The organism is Mesorhizobium sp. C120A, from assembly GCF_030323105.1.
Classification (GTDB): Bacteria; Pseudomonadota; Alphaproteobacteria; order Rhizobiales; family Rhizobiaceae; genus Mesorhizobium.
The window spans coordinates 466,543-481,260 of record NZ_CP100476.1; the positions used below are offsets into that span (position 1 = coordinate 466,543).

Below are 14,718 nucleotides of genomic sequence, written 5' to 3' on the forward strand. Positions count from 1 at the left end.
GCTGAATGCAAAAGCGCGTCGTCATTACCGGCATCGGCGGCATATGCGGGCTCGGCGCCAATGCGCCTGCAATCTGGAACGAAATGCGGGCCGGCCGATCGGCCATCGGTCAAATCAGCAATCCCGGTTTGCATGATTTGAAGGTCAAGGTCGGCTGCGAAATCAAGACGCTGCCCGACCATGGCATCAGCCACAAGCAGACCGTGTCGATGGACCGCTTCAGCCTTTTGGCGACGATTGCCGCGCGCGAAGCCATGCAGCATGCCGGCCTGACATCGACTGAAGCAACCACCTACCGGATGGGCGCGGTTGTCGGCGTCGGCGTCTGCGGCTGGGAGGCGATCGAGGAGAACTATCGCGCCATCCTGGTCGACGGCAAGAACCGGGCCGGCATCTTCACCGTGCCGAAAGTGATGCCGAGTGCGGCATCCGGCCATGTCAGCATGAATCTCGGCCTGCGCGGGCCGGTGTTCGGCGTCACTTCGGCCTGCTCCTCGTCCAATCACGCCTTTGCCTCGGCGGTCGACCAGATCCGGCTCGGCCGCGCCGATGTCATGGTCGCCGGCGGCACCGACGCGCCGCTGCTTTGGGGCATCCTGAAGGGCTGGGAGGCCCTGCGGGTGCTGGCGCCCGATACCTGCCGGCCGTTCTCGGCCGATCGCCAAGGCCTGTCGCTCGGCGAAGGTGCTGGAATGGCGGTGCTGGAAACGTATGAACACGCCATGGCGCGCGGCGCGACCATTCTGGCCGAATTTGCTGGAGCCGGCCTTTCCGCCGACGCTTCCGATATCGTCGCGCCGACTGTCGAGGGACCGACGGCGGCGATGCGCGCCTGCCTGGCGGACGCCGGGCTCAATCCCGAGGACGTCGACTATCTCAACGCCCACGGCACCGGCACCAAGGCCAACGACCAGATCGAGACGGCGGCAATCAAGCGCGTCTTCGGCGACCATGCCTATAAGCTGTCGGTGTCGTCGACCAAGTCGATGCATGCCCATTGCCTCGGCGCCTCGGGCGGCCTGGAAATGATCGCCTGCGTGATGGCGATCCGCGAAGGCATCGTGCCGCCGACGGCCAATTTCCGGCAGGCCGACCCCGACTGCGATCTCGACATCACGCCGAATGTGGCGCGCGAGCGCAAGGTGCGCGCGGCGATCAGCAACGGTTTTGCCTTCGGCGGCACCAATGCCGTGGTGGCGTTCAAGGCGGTCTGACGGCAAGCGACTGGCCTGAGCGACTGGCCCTGAATGACTGCGAAGACGGTGTGTGCACCTTCGACCGGTTGATCGGCAAAGAAGCCGAGGATAATCCTTCGCAACTCGCCAGACGGCGCGATACCGCGCCAAATTCCCGACCGGAGCTTTCGATGACCGACCTGTCCGCCTTTCCGATCACCAAGCGCTGGCCGGCCAGCCACCCCGACCGCCTGCAGCTCTATTCCGCGACGACGCCGAATGGGGTGAAAGTCTCGATCGCGCTGGAAGAACTCGGCCTCCCCTACGAGGCGCATCTGGTGGATATCGGCAAGGACCAGAGCTGGACGCCGGAATTCCTGTCGCTGAACCCGAACGGCAAGATACCCGCGATCATCGACCCCGACGGGCCGGGCGGCAGGCCATTCGGCCTGTTCGAATCCGGCGCCATCCTGCTCTACCTCACCGACAAGACCGGCAAGCTGATCCCTGCCGATCCGGCGCGGCGCTACGAGACCATCCAATGGGTGTTCTTCCAGATGGCGGCGATCGGGCCGATTTTCGGACAGGTCGGGTTTTTCAACAAATTCGCCGGACGCGAGATCGCCGACAAGCGGCCGCTGGATCGCTACCGCAATGAATCGCGGCGGCTGATCGGGGTGCTGGAGACGCGGCTGAAGGGTCGAACCTGGATCATGGACGACGACTATACCATCGCCGACATTTCGATGCTGGGCTGGGTGCGCAATCTGATCGGCTTCTACGAGGCGCGCGAACTCGTCGGCTTCGACGACTTCCCCACCGTCGCGGCATGGCTGGAGCGCGGGCTGGCGCGGCCCGCGGTGCAGCGCGGCCTGACCATTCCCGCCAGGAATTGACCTCGGCCAGCCGAAGCAGCCGGGTCTATTTCGCCTTGGCCTTGCTTTTCGAGCCGCCCTTGCCGATGACGGACGCAGCGAGCGACGCAGCGCCCCTGGCTGTCGCCGCCACCGCACCAGCGGCGACATTGGCGGTCGCCTTGACGGTGCGCATCGCGCCGCCGGCCACCGAGCCGCTGCTTGCCGGCTTCTTGGGTTTGGCGGTTTTCGCCGTCACCTTTGCCGTCGCCACCGGTTCTACCTTCTTTGGCGCCGCTTTGCCGAAAGCCGGCTTTGCGTCCTTGGACCGCTCGGCGATCGCCGGGCCGGCGCCTGCCTTCGCCTGCGTGGCCTTTGCCTGCCTGGCTTTGGGTTGAGCGGTCTTGCTCTTGGCGGGTGTTTTTGCCTTGGTTGCCATCTGACGGTTCCCTCACGGCGGCACGATTGCCGATGAGAGATAACGACCTGAAAGTCTTAAGGTTCCCGTTCCGAAGTCCAGCGAACTATGCGGGATCGCCAACAACCAGGTCGGCGGACCTGCGACGGCCGAGCACGCGATCGATGTTGGGCATGTCGTTGGAAGCGATCCAAGCGCGGGCGTCTTCGTCGGAGCGGCCATGCTCGTGCCAGCGCACCAGAAGGCGGCGCTCGAGTTCGGCACGCGGCACATCGACAAAGATGGTGAAGTCGAACAGCGGCGCCAGCCGCGACCACGGCTCCTCGTCCAGCAGGAGGTAATTGCCTTCGACCAGGATGAACTTGGTCTCGGCGGCAACGATGGAGGCGGCGGCGCGCGACAATTCCATGCTGCGGTCGAACACCGGAATGGCGATGTCTGGCTCGCCCGAACGGATGCGCTTCAACAGCGTCTCGAAGCCGGCGAAGTCGAAAGTCTCCGGCGCGCCCTTTCTTGACCGCAGGCCGCGCTGGTCGAGCACGATGTCATCATAGTGGAAGCCGTCCATCGGCACGACTTCAGCCGCGCCCTCCGGCAACAGATCATGCAGGCCGGCCGAGAGCGTCGACTTGCCGGCGCCGGGCGGGCCGGCAATGGCGACGATGAAGCGTTTCGCCTTGCCAGCGCGCTTGAAGATGGTGGCGGCGAGATGGGCGATTTCGGACATTGGGCGCTTCCAGTTATGCTTTGCATCTTGTCGGCAGTTTGAGGAAATTTCAAACCGCGATTTGGGCAATCTCACGACATCCGCCACGTCAGCGCTGCCCCTCGTCGCCTGCCGGTGTGCAGCCGATAGATGGGTAACACTTCTCCCCTATGCGTCCGCCGCAGCGCCAAGCAGATTGGTTGGCGCGGCGGTGCGGCGGACAAGCTCCATGTGCCGTGTGTCGAGGATGCCGGCAGGCAGGTGAGGGGCAGGGCCAGCGTTCGAAAATCAGCCGGGCTGGCCGATCCGCAGGAAATCGCTGTCGAATGCGACATCGCGGGTCGAACCATCGGCTCCGGTGAGATGCATGTGACCTGAGGCTGTCCCGATAGCGCGCGGCGGCTCGCCGCTCGCCAGCGGCAGCGTGCCGATGACATGGCGGAAGGAGACTTCGCCGCCGAGGGTAAAAGCGGTCGCGACCCCTTCGCGCTTCAGCCAATTGTCGTCGATCGATGCGGCATGGCCGATGGCGGCGCGGCCGTCCTCGATGCCGAGCACGCCGCGATGGCGGCTGCTCCACGGCGCGTAGTCGCGGCCGCCATTGCTGAACCACAGCATGGTGACCGGAAGCTCCGCCGGGTTCTTCAGCACCAGCACCAGATCCTGTTCGGCCCGGCGCGCCAGCGCCGTCCAGCCCGGACCGTCATGATCGGCTTCGACCAGGGTGATGAAATCCTCGCGCTCATCCTCCATGCGGTAGTCGGTGAGATCGAGCGTGCCGCCGCCAGTGGCTGGAAAGCGCGTCAGATCGGTCGAGCGGGCGGGATAGGAAAGCTTGAAGCGGCCGCGGGCCGGATCGGGCTCCAGCGGTGCGTCCAGTGTCCCGGCAAAGCGCTTCGGCGAAAAGGCCAGCCGGCCGCCATCGCGCATCGCCGCCATCGGATGGTGGGCGGCGGAGACCGCTCCGGAACCGCCGGAAAAGACATGCTCCTGATAGAGAAAGGGATGACTGTTGCGGAGCGTGAAGATCTTGTCGACCGTCGCGCCCATCACCGTGCGGCGCAACCGGAAGACGGCCCGCCAGCCGTCGGATGTCGCTTCGCTGACGGTGACATCCCAGGGGCTGTTGGCCGGCCAGCCATGCAGCGGTGCGGCCTCGATGTCGCTGGCCGAAAACGGTGCGCATAGGAAATCGCCAGACAGCCGCACCGTGCCTTGAGGCAGATCCGGCGGCAGCGTCTCGCCGGCATCGATCCAGGGCGCGCGGTGCAGCGGCTTCAGCTGGCGGCCATCGCTGTCGACCGTCATGTCGGCGATATGGCCGACAGTGAGATCGAGCGTGACCGAAATGCCCTTTGCCTTGATCGTGACCGTATCCATCCGCGCACCTGCTGATTCTGATGGCAGCGAACAAACCCGCTCCGTGACGGATGCGCAAGCACAGCGACCGGCATTTTGCATCAGGGCGATTTTTACCCTCCCCCTTGTGGGGAGGGTCGGCAAGCGCTCGACGCGAAGCGGAGATTGTTCGACGGGGCGGGGGTAGCGCCCTACAAGGACCCCACCCCGATCCGCTACGCGGATCGACCCTCCCCACAAGGGGAAGGATGGACGCCTACTGCCGCTTATACTCGCGCACCGGCGACTTGGTGCCGTCGGTGTAGGTGACCTGCACCGCCATCGACGTCACGTTGTCGGCGACCTTGAAGTAAGGCTGGTAGTCATAAGGAATGGCGTACGGGTCCTTCTTGTCGCAAGGCGGCAGCTTGATCTCCTTGTCGAGCGCCGTGCCGTTCAAGCTGTAGCGCACCTCCCTGATGCCGCAGCGGAATGACAGCATCTGGGAGAAATAGACCAGGCCGTGATTGCCGCTGGCGTCGAAGGCGATCCACGACGTCCAGAACTGGTCGAGGATCTGTTTGTTGCCCTGTTGCAGCGCCGCGTCCGGATCGAAACTTATGTCGAACGGCCCGGTCTCGCGGCCCCTGAGATCGAGATATTTGACCCCGATGATGGTGGCCGTGGTGCTGTCGGGCAATTCGAAGCTCGGATTGGGCATCGGCTTGCCGGTGCGCTGGTCGTTCATCGCCATCAGCCCGGTGTCGGTGAACGGACCTGACACACCCATGCGCCAGGAAATGCCGGTCGCGGCCTCGGGCAGCGAGATGGAGATCGTCCAGCCGGCATTGGAGCGCATCGGCGTCAGCGTCGGGGCAAAGCGTGCTGGGTCGAGCACGTCGCCAAGCGCCGTCAGGCGGGTACGGCTGCGGTCGAGCCAGTCGGCGAGCTGCGTCTGGTCGACGAAATATTTGAGCAGCCCGCCTTCCTTTTCATAGGAGACGAACCTGGTCAGCGCCTCGGCCTCGCTGCGCTTGTCGGACAGCGACTGGACGCCGAGGCGATCCTCGGAAAACTCCTGCGCGAGCAGGTAATAGGCCGGTGCGAAATCCGGATTGGCGGCGATGAAGGCGTTGAGCTTGTCGAGACGCTGGGCATCGTCGAACTGCAGGATATGGACCAGCTTGATCGACAGCGCCTTGGCCTTGTCGGCCAGGGCGCCGAACACTTCGCGGGCGCCGGCCTTGCCGTCCTGCACGCGCAGCAGGGTGGCGAAGCGTGTGTAGGGATCGACGGCGTCGACGTCGAAACCGGCGAAAGCGAGATAGGAGCGCCGCGCATTCAGCATGTCGCCGGAAAGCTCGTAGACGCGGGCATTGTGATAGAATTCGTCCGGCCGCTTCGGCTCGGCGATCGTCCCGCCCTGCGCGGCCAATGCGGCAAAGCCCTTGGCGATGGTGTCGATCGAGGCGGCGATCTGCTCGGTGGTCGCCTGAAGCTTATCCGCCTGCTCGGCCTGTTTCTGCTGGCCGGCAGCGAGCGTTTCGGTCGTCTGCTTGACCGCCTCTACCGACTTTTGCGTCTGCGCGCCCTGCTCAGCCTGCTGCTGCTGGGTCGACGCAATTTCCTCGGTCTTCTTCGCCACCGCGTCGGTCGATTGCTTGACCTGGTCGACCGCCAGCTTCGTCTCGGTTACCGTTTGCTCGATCCTGGCCACCCTGGCCGAGACGATGCCCATCTGCTGCTGCAACTGGGCGATGGCCGGCACCAGGCCGGCGATCACACCGTTCTGCGAATTGGACTGCTGCTGCAGGCCATAGACGCCGCCGGCGACGGCGGCAGCGCTGGTGGCAAAGATCAGCGCCGGCAGCGCCTTGGCGGCCAGCACCAGCCGCAGAACGATGGCAATGGCGATGACGGCGGCGGCAACCGAAGCGACCAGCGCGATATAGGCGGCGAACGGCGCCAGCGGATTGAGGATGTCGGATGCGGCGCCGCCGATGAAAGCGACGCTGCCGGCCCATTTGCCGGTGCGGCTGAGCGAAGCCCTGATAAGAGATGGCGCAGCCGCGCCGATGTCACCGGTCATTGTCAAATCCCCCAAGCAATTGCCGCCTCTATAGCAGCACCGCGACCCCGCAGGCAAAACAGGACAGGAAGCAGGCGATTTCGGGAGGTTGCCGTTTCAGCGCCGATGGTTGGCGAAGCCGAAGCGACATCTGATCTCCCCCCTTGCGGGGGAGATTGGCAGCGTCATCGGCAGCTCCGCCGTTAACCAAATGGACGAACAAAATGGGTTAGGCTAGGTTCCGGCCCTCTCAGCAACGCCGGACTTGACTTGCCAAATTTCCATTTCCCCTCCCCCGCCCAGAAATTTCTCGCAGCCCTCCTGCTGCTTGTCTTCGTGGCCGGCTGCAGCACCACCGCACCGCCCGACAGCGTGCTGGCGGTGCCGGCGCCGCAGGAGAAATATGCGGCCATCGTCGTCGATGCCGGCAGTGGCAAGACGCTGTTCGAAGTCAGTTCGAGGGCGCAACGCTATCCGGCGTCGCTGACCAAGATGATGACGCTGTACCTGCTGTTCGAGGCGCTGGAGTCCGGCCGCGTCTCGAAGGAAACGCAGATTCCGGTCTCCGACAATGCCGCCCGGCAGCCGCCGACCAAATTGCGCTTCAAGCGCGGCGAGAGCATCGATGTCGATTCGGCGATCCGGGCGATCGTGGTCAAGTCGGCCAATGACGTGGCGGTGGCGGTGGGCGAATATCTCGGCGGCTCGGAGGACCAGTTCGCCGCCATGATGACGTCCAAGGCGCGCCAGATCGGCATGAGCAGCACCGTCTTCCGCAATGCCTCCGGCCTGCCCGACGATGGCCAGCACACATCGGCGCGCGACATGGCGACGCTGGGGATGGCGCTGCGCGCCCGCTTCCCGCAGCAGTTCCACTATTTCTCCGAAAGCGACTTCATGTTCCGCGGCCGGCTGGTGCGCGGCCACAACGACATGCTCGGCCGGGTGCGCGGCGTCGACGGCATCAAGACCGGCTATATCAGGGCATCCGGCTACAATATCGTCACGTCCTACAATGCCGACGGCCGGCATCTGATCGTGGTGGTGATGGGCGCCGACAGCGCTAGGCAGCGCAACGACCATGTCGAAGCGCTGATCCAGCGCAGTCTGTCGCCCGCCATGGCCGATACGAAGACGCGGCTGATGTTTGCGGGAGATCAGCCGGCCGCGTCGCCCGGCCTGCCGCCGCCTGGTTTGCCGGCGCAGGGGTCGCAGTTGCCTGGTTTACCGCCGCAATAGAACCCGTCGTTGGGTGGAGGAACTCTGAAACGCCGGCGGGACAGCACCCCCCTCTGGCCTGCCGGCCATCTCCCCCTCAAGTGGGGAGATTAGCAGCTTCGGCGTCTCGCCTCTTTTTCGTGTTTGGCGAAGCCATGGCGACATCTGATCTCCCCCCTTGAGGGGGAGATGTCCGGCAGGACAGAGGGGGGTCGTGAAGGATCGCTGCCTCATCTTAACTCTGCAGCAGGCGCGACCTCCGTCGGCAACAGCACTTCGGCGGTCTAGTTGCCGAGCAGCAGGCGAGCGAGGCCCCGGGGGGCTGCGCTGCCACAGGCAATTGCAGCAGGCATTCATCACAAGCATGCACAAGCCCCCAATCTTCACCGCCACAGTGGCTATGCCGCCTCGCCTTGGCGTATCGTGGGCGCGACAGCAGGAGCCGGCATCATGAGCCCAAAACCATCCGAACAGGCCGACAATGAAAACGACAGCGGCGGCGAGTATTTCGAGGCGCCGCCCGCCCACGACGCCGAACTGGTTGCCGACGAGGCGCTGGAAGCGCCCGATGTGCCGGACTCCGAACCCCATGGCCGCCTGAAGCCGAAGCGAAAACCGTCGGCGATATCAGGTAGAAAGTTTCGCAAGCGTGACCTGGTGCGCATCGACGACCTCAGGCCGAGCCTGGCCGACCGCATCCGCTCCGATCATCCCGACCTGCCGCGCGGCGCCCGCATCAGCCGGGAGGAGCTCGGCCGTTACCGCATGCGCTACATGGAGGAGCTGCTGCAGCAGGAGCATGGCGAATTCTCCGAGCTCGACCGCCAGGTGGTCGAATCGATCGCCAGGCAGGACACGATTTCGGAAAACTCGGAAGAGGAGTTCGAGGAGCACCGCTCGTTCGCCGACCGCGTCTCCGACAACATGGCGGCTTTCGGCGGCAGCTGGTGGTTCCTGATCTCGTTCGGCAGCGTGCTTGCGGTGTGGATCGGCATCAATTTGATCGCGGGCGTGAGCAGCGCCTTCGACCCCTACCCCTTCATCCTGCTCAACCTGCTGCTCTCCTGTATCGCCGCCATCCAGGCGCCGATCATCATGATGAGCCAGAGACGGACGGAGGCCAAGGACCGCCTGCGCTCGTTCAACGACTACCGGGTGAACCTGAAAGCCGAGCTGGAAGTGCGCCATTTGCACGAAAAGCTCGACTATCTGATCTCGCGCCAATGGACGCGGCTGGCCGAAATGCAGCAGATGCAGCTGGATGCGATGCACGAACTGACCGGCGCGAAGAAGGCGAAGCGGGCGCCGCGCAGGGTGCGCAGGCGGGTGGCGAAGGTGGAGGTGGCGGGGTGAGTCCCGGGCTGAGGCTGCAAGGCGGACGCGAAGTTGCCAAGCCGAGCGACGTGGCTTCGAAAAATATCGCCACGTCCAATTGCCCGTTGAAGCCCGGCGCGGCTTCCGCTAAGAAGCCGTGGCTGGCCGGCCTATCGGCTGGTTCGTTTTCAGGTTCCTTGAAGGCACCCGTAGCTCAGCTGGATAGAGCGCTGCCCTCCGAAGGCAGAGGTCACAGGTTCGAATCCTGTCGGGTGCGCCACTTACCGATGTATTACAATAGCTCAGATAACCCTAAAGCCCGTCACGCTGAACGGATTCATGCGACGCGCTTGAAGTCTTTGTTTTAATGCATGTCGTTGTCCCAGGACCGCGGCTCACTTCTGGGCGACATGCATGAGTGCCCGGGTCTAGGCACGGGCGATCAGTCGATATTCGGTGTTATTGGCGCGTCGATTACCACTTCCGCCCGTTCAGTCAGACGCTATGCTGCTGACCGTGACACCAAGGCGCGCGTTCCGTTCGTGATGAAGCAAAGTCAACACCGCTTGCATGAGCGGATGACCATTCGCGGCCACCTCGAACCCGCGTCCTTCGTGCCCTGGATCATGCGCCATGCGGCCAAGCTCGGTCTCGCGCACCACATCGCTCATGCAAGCACCGATCGCATCGAACTCGATATTGCCGGTGCGGCGGAGCTGATCGACATGATGGAGATGGGATGTTCGCTTGGGCCCATTGAGGTCTGGGTCGAGACGATCGACCGCGCGCCTGTCGAGCAAAAAAACATATAGCTTTGCGTGTGGTTACCTCGGTTTGCACTTAATTTAACCAATATTGCAATTGCGAAATTATTATGCATACGTCAGCCGCATCGAGCGGTTCGCCAACTCCTTGCGCCGGCATCTCTCTGGTCGGGAAACAGTAGTATCAGTACGGAAAGTAAGGTCATGCTGTCCGACAAGACGGACACCTGGGTGCCGGTCGCCCTTACCCAGGATCTGCCAACAGGACAGGTAATGCCGGCGCGGACGCCCGCCGGTCCCATTGCCCTCTGGCGAAGCCAATCGGGGCGCTTGGCGGCATCGGCGGATCGTTGTCCGCATCGCGGCATGCGCCTCTCCCATGGCTTCGTGCGCGGCGAGGCGCTCTCCTGCATCTATCACGGCTGGACCTATTCGCAGGCCGGTCAGTGCCTGCGCATTCCTGCCCATCCCAGCCTCACGCCGCCGGAGACGATTCGAGTTGCGACCCGGTTGGTCGAAGAGGCAGGCGGGATCATCTGGGTCGCGGATGGAGAGCCTGACGGCAAGCCACCCCTTTTTGAGGGTTACGTCCCGCTCCGTTCATTGACGGCCCGCGCCGGAAGTTCGGCGCTCTTTGTCGCTGCCGGTACGAAGGCCACCGTTGAAGGATGCGTCTGGCAGGCACCCGGCGCGCCGGCAATCCGCCTGCTGCCTATCCCGCAGGAAGCCGGCGAGACGCTGATCCACGTCCTTGTTCCAGCCGATTGCGATGCGTCCGAGCGCATCGCGGCCTCGCGAGCCGCCGAGAGCCTTCGGCGCATGGCCGAAGGGATCGAGGCGAAAGGGACTGTGCCATGATCGACGATGCGATGCGCCACGAATGGTATCCGGTCGGGCTTTTCAGCCGGCTCGACCGCTATGGGCGCGAGACCACCCTGATGGACGAGCCGATCAAGGTTGCGCTCGACGCCAATGGCGCGGCGAAAGTGACAGGCGAAAACGGGCGCGTGCTGCCGGTTTCGGTGCGCTATGGCCATATCTGGTCGTCGCTCGGCGAACCGAAGAAACCGGTCTTTCCGATTCCCGAGGCAGACCAGCCCGGGCGCCGCTTCGTCGATGTCGGCGTGGTGCGGGTGCGCTGCTCGCCGCTCCGCGCCGTCGAGAACTTCCTCGACATCGCACACTTCCCCTTCGTCCATACCGACATCCTCGGCTCGGAGCCGCATACCGAGGTCGAAAACTACAAGGTCGAGATCCGCGAGGAAGAGGACGAGGTCTGGGCGACCCAGGTGAAGTTCTACCAGCCGCAGGCGGCGAAATCCGCGAGCGGAGGTATCACGACGGAATACATGTACCGCGTGCCGGCTCCGACCTGCTCAGTCCTCTACAAGACCTGCCCGCCGCGCCCGGGCGAATGGGATGTCATTACGCTATTCGTCCAGCCGCTTGCCGAGGATCTCTGCGACGTCTGGCCATGGATGGCGCTTTTCGATGACGAGACGCCACTGACCGATCTCATCCATTTCCAGCAGACGATTTTCCTGCAGGACCGCTCGATCCTCGAAAACCAGATCCCGCGTCTTCTGCCGCTCGATCCCGGCATGGAAATCCCCACGCGCGCCGACCTGACCTCGGTCGCCTATCGCCGCTGGCTGAAGCGCCACAATTATACCTACGGCGCGCAATTGGTGGCACAATGAAGCTTTACGACTACATCCTCTCCCCAAGTTGCTACAAGGTGCGCCTGATGGCCACGCTGTCAGGTGTGAAGCTCGAAATCCGCCCGGTCGACTTCCATCCCGGCGCCGAGCATCGTGGCCCCGAGCTTATGGCGCTTAATCCGGGAGGCTCCATCCCGATCCTTGAAGACGGCGACCTGATCCTGACCGAGTCTTCCGCCATGCTTGGCTATCTCGCCGCGAAGGCAGCACCGGCCTGGCTCGGCAGCGGCGCCCCCGAGGAGACGGCGCGCATCCAGCAATGGCTTTCCTTCTCGCACAGGCTGACCGCCAACCTCGGCGGCGCGCGCCTGCATGAGATGCTGCTGCGTCCCGGTGACATCGGTGCGCTTCAGGCCAATGGCATAGCGGCACTACGTGAGCTGGAAGCCGGCCTCTTCGAACAAAAAATGCGTGGCGATCGGTTTCTCGCATCCGACCGGCCGACGATTGCCGACATTGCTTGCTTTCCCTACGTCGCGCTCGCGCCCGACGGCGGCGTTTCCCTCGATCCGTATCCCACGATCCGGCTCTGGTCGCGAGCGCTCCGCAGCCTCGACAATTTCATCGAAATGCCCGGTATCCACCGGCTGCACGAATTGAAGCCCGAACCGCGACCCATGCTGGACGAGGCGTGAGGTGACCGGCTATCTCCTGAAGAATTGCGCAGCGGTCATCACCGACGAGGGCAGGGGTCCGAGCGTCCGGCGCAATGTCGATGTGCTGACGAATGGCCCGCAGATCGAGGCAATCGGGCAAGGCCTGCACAGAAGCGAGTTGCCGGCCGGTACTATCGTGCAGGACGCCGACGGCTGGTTCGTCTATCCCGGCCTCGTCAACACGCACCATCACTTCTTTCAGTGCTTTGTGCGCAACCGTGCCGAACTCGACTGGACGAAGCTGTCGGTCATCGAATGGCTCGACCGGATCTATCCGATCTTCTCCCGGCTCAACGAGGATTGTTTCTACCACGCCTCGATCACGGCGATGGCAGAGATGATAAAGCACGGTTGCACGACGGCCTTCGACCACCAGTACAATTTTCCGCGCCATGCCGGAAAACGGCTCATCGACCGGCAGTTCGAAGCGGCCGATCTTCTCGGCATGCGTTTCCATGCCGGCCGCGGCGGCAACACGCTGCCAAAATCGGAAGGCTCGACCATTCCAGACGAGATGCTGGAGACCACGGACGAATTCATTGCCGACTGCGCACGCCTCATCGACACTTATCACGACACCAGTCCCTTCAGCATGCGTCAGGTCGTGGTCGCTCCCTGCCAGCCGGTCAACTGCTACCGCGAGACCTTCGTGGAATCGGTTTCGCTGGCGCGTGATCGCGGGGTGCGGATGCACACCCATGTCGGCGAGGGCGAAAGCCCGATCATCGAGGCCCGCCATGGCATGCGTACGGTGGACTATCTCGAGGACCTCGGATTTGCCGGCCGAGACACTTTCTATGCCCATTGCTGGGAGCTGACGCATGACGAACTGCGGCTGATGGCGGCGAGCGGCACCGGTGTCTCGCATTGCCCTGAGCCGGTCTATCTGGTGGGCGCGGAGGTGACTGATATTCCCGCCATGTCCGCCTTTGGCCTGCGCGTCGGTCTCGGCTGCGACGGTGCTGCCTCGAACGACAATTCCAACCTCATGCACTGCATCCATTCCGCCTACATGCTGCAATGCCTGGCGGCCTCGACGCGCGCTCATCCCGTGCCTGCGCCGGTCGATTTCCTCGGCTATGCGACAACGGGCGGGGCCGCGCTTCTGGGCCGCAATGACATCGGCCGACTGTCGCCCGGCATGGCCGCCGACCTCTTCGCGATCGACACGCGCCGCATGGATTATGTCGGCACGCGCCACGATCCATTGAGCCTGATCGCCAAGGTCGGTATCGGCATGCCCACCGACATGACCATGATCAACGGCCGCATCGTCTGGGAGAAGGGTGCGTTTACCGGGCTGAACGAGGCCCGGCTTGCTGCGGACGCGGAAGCCGCCTTTGCCGCGGTGGAATTCTAACAACTTAAGACAGGGGAACTGACATGCTGAACTATCTGACCCGCAGAACTCTGATGAAGGGCCTTGCCGCGACAGGGCTTGCCGGCGCGCTTGGCAGCCGTCCCGCCTTTGCGGCCGACGAGCCGCTCGGTATCACGCTCGTGCTCCCGTCGCCGGTCGGCGATGTCGGCTGGGGCCATGCGCTCGCCGCCGGCCTCGAGCCGGTCAAGGCCGCCTACGGCGACAAGGTGAAGATCACCGTCATCGAGAACATCGCCGAAGGGCCGGACGCCGACCGGATCATGAACAAGACCGTCGCCGACGGTAACAAGTTCCTGATCGCCGGCTCATTCGGCTACCAGAATGGTGCACTACAGATCGCCCGCCGCGATCCTGGGGTCACCGTGCTGCATGCCTCCGGCTTCCAGACCGCGCCGAATTTCTCGCCCTTCGCGGCGAAGTATTTCCAGGGCACTTACCTGCTCGGCATAGCCGCCGCAGCTCTTTCCAAGACCGGCAAGCTCGGCTCCGTCTCGGCCTTCGCCATTCCGGAGCTGATCACCTCGATCAACGCATTCACGCTCGGCGCACAGACTGTAAATCCCGATGTCGAGGTATCGGTCGTCTGGGTGAACTCCTGGTTCGACCCGGCCAAGGAACAGGAAGCCGCCAAGGCGCTGATGGCACAGAACTGCGACGTGATCTTCTCGAACGCGCAGGACACACCCTCCGTGATCTCGGCCTGCGAGGAGGCTGGCGTCTATGCGTTCAACCTCAATTCGTCGATGAAGAAATATGCACCGAAGAAATATCTCGGCTGCATCGCGACGGACTGGTCGCCCTTCTTCAAGGCTTCCGTGGATGCCCATCTCGCCGGAACTTTCAAGGGCGCCAACACCTTCCTCGGCGTCGCGGAAAAGGTGGTGGAGGTCGTGGACTGGAACTCAGATATCCCAGCCGACACGATGACGAAGATCAAGGAAGTGGCGGCGAGGATCGCCGACGGCAGCTTCTCGCCCTTCACAGGTCCAATCACCAAGGCCGACGGCAGCGAAGCCGCCGCCGCCGGTGCGACGATAGCGGATCCCGAGATCGTCGCGATGGACTGGCACGTCAAGGGTGTCACCACACCACTGCCGAAGTAAGT

The 14,718-nt window shown here is 63.8% G+C and carries 14 protein-coding genes and 1 tRNA gene; 11 read left to right on the forward strand and 4 right to left on the reverse strand.

Features of this window, described 5'->3' with window-relative positions; translation table 11 throughout:
* Positions 1-5 precede the first annotated feature (5 nt).
* Both NL532_RS02215 and NL532_RS02220 read left to right on the forward strand, forming a co-directional pair.
* Positions 6-1,214 carry a beta-ketoacyl-[acyl-carrier-protein] synthase family protein gene (locus NL532_RS02215; protein WP_023671225.1) on the forward strand — a complete coding sequence of 403 codons (1,209 nt, stop codon included), beginning with the start codon at positions 6-8 and terminating at the stop codon, positions 1,212-1,214.
* 152 nt (positions 1,215-1,366) lie between these two features.
* Positions 1,367-2,071, forward strand: a complete 705-nt coding sequence (locus tag NL532_RS02220) for a glutathione S-transferase family protein (protein ID WP_023671224.1) — start codon at positions 1,367-1,369, stop codon at positions 2,069-2,071.
* Positions 2,072-2,096: 25 nt separating this feature from the next.
* On the opposite strand, the gene NL532_RS02225 is transcribed toward NL532_RS02220, so the two are convergent.
* The 4 genes from NL532_RS02225 to NL532_RS02240 all read right to left on the reverse strand — a co-directional run bounded on the left by NL532_RS02225 (position 2,097) and on the right by NL532_RS02240 (position 6,580).
* Entirely contained in the window at positions 2,097-2,468 is a 372-nt protein-coding gene (locus tag NL532_RS02225; protein ID WP_023683605.1) for a hypothetical protein, read from the reverse strand.
* Between the two features lie 85 nt (positions 2,469-2,553).
* The gene (locus NL532_RS02230) at positions 2,554-3,174 is read right to left on the reverse strand and encodes a nucleoside triphosphate hydrolase (protein ID WP_023671222.1); all 621 of its coding nucleotides are present in this window, start codon (positions 3,172-3,174) and stop codon (positions 2,554-2,556) included.
* Positions 3,175-3,441: 267 nt separating this feature from the next.
* The gene (locus tag NL532_RS02235) at positions 3,442-4,533 is read right to left on the reverse strand and encodes a hypothetical protein (protein ID WP_023714518.1); all 1,092 of its coding nucleotides are present in this window, start codon (positions 4,531-4,533) and stop codon (positions 3,442-3,444) included.
* Between the two features lie 235 nt (positions 4,534-4,768).
* Positions 4,769-6,580 carry a methyl-accepting chemotaxis protein gene (locus NL532_RS02240; protein WP_023829330.1) on the reverse strand — a complete coding sequence of 604 codons (1,812 nt, stop codon included), beginning with the start codon at positions 6,578-6,580 and terminating at the stop codon, positions 4,769-4,771.
* A 249-nt stretch (positions 6,581-6,829) separates the two neighbouring features.
* Here NL532_RS02240 and NL532_RS02245 point away from each other — a divergent pair, with 249 nt between their 5' ends.
* From NL532_RS02245 to NL532_RS02285, 9 genes are all read left to right on the forward strand, one after another.
* Positions 6,830-7,798, forward strand: coding sequence for a D-alanyl-D-alanine carboxypeptidase family protein (locus NL532_RS02245; RefSeq protein WP_023689149.1), 969 nt, complete (start codon positions 6,830-6,832; stop codon positions 7,796-7,798).
* 429 nt (positions 7,799-8,227) lie between these two features.
* Entirely contained in the window at positions 8,228-9,130 is a 903-nt protein-coding gene (locus tag NL532_RS02250) for a DUF1003 domain-containing protein (RefSeq protein WP_023703727.1), read from the forward strand.
* Positions 9,131-9,294: 164 nt separating this feature from the next.
* Positions 9,295-9,371, forward strand: a tRNA-Arg gene (locus tag NL532_RS02255).
* Positions 9,372-9,462: 91 nt separating this feature from the next.
* Positions 9,463-9,903: an acylphosphatase gene (locus NL532_RS32380; RefSeq protein ID WP_444849051.1), complete on the forward strand. Its 441-nt coding sequence runs from the start codon at positions 9,463-9,465 to the stop codon at positions 9,901-9,903.
* Positions 9,904-10,059: 156 nt separating this feature from the next.
* Complete coding sequence (locus NL532_RS02265) at positions 10,060-10,713, forward strand: Rieske 2Fe-2S domain-containing protein (RefSeq protein WP_023819712.1); 654 nt, start codon at positions 10,060-10,062, stop codon at positions 10,711-10,713.
* On the forward strand, positions 10,710-11,555 hold the full coding sequence (locus tag NL532_RS02270) for an aromatic ring-hydroxylating oxygenase subunit alpha (protein ID WP_023829329.1): 846 nt from the start codon (positions 10,710-10,712) through the stop codon (positions 11,553-11,555). The genes NL532_RS02265 and NL532_RS02270 overlap by 4 nt, the downstream gene beginning before the upstream one ends.
* Positions 11,552-12,211, forward strand: coding sequence for a glutathione S-transferase family protein (locus NL532_RS02275; RefSeq protein WP_023699368.1), 660 nt, complete (start codon positions 11,552-11,554; stop codon positions 12,209-12,211). The genes NL532_RS02270 and NL532_RS02275 overlap by 4 nt, the downstream gene beginning before the upstream one ends.
* A gap of 1 nt (position 12,212) precedes the next feature.
* Positions 12,213-13,592, forward strand: coding sequence for an amidohydrolase (locus NL532_RS02280; RefSeq protein ID WP_023689144.1), 1,380 nt, complete (start codon positions 12,213-12,215; stop codon positions 13,590-13,592).
* Between the two features lie 26 nt (positions 13,593-13,618).
* On the forward strand, positions 13,619-14,716 hold the full coding sequence (locus NL532_RS02285; protein WP_196813867.1) for a BMP family ABC transporter substrate-binding protein: 1,098 nt from the start codon (positions 13,619-13,621) through the stop codon (positions 14,714-14,716).
* Positions 14,717-14,718: the final 2 nt, after the last annotated feature.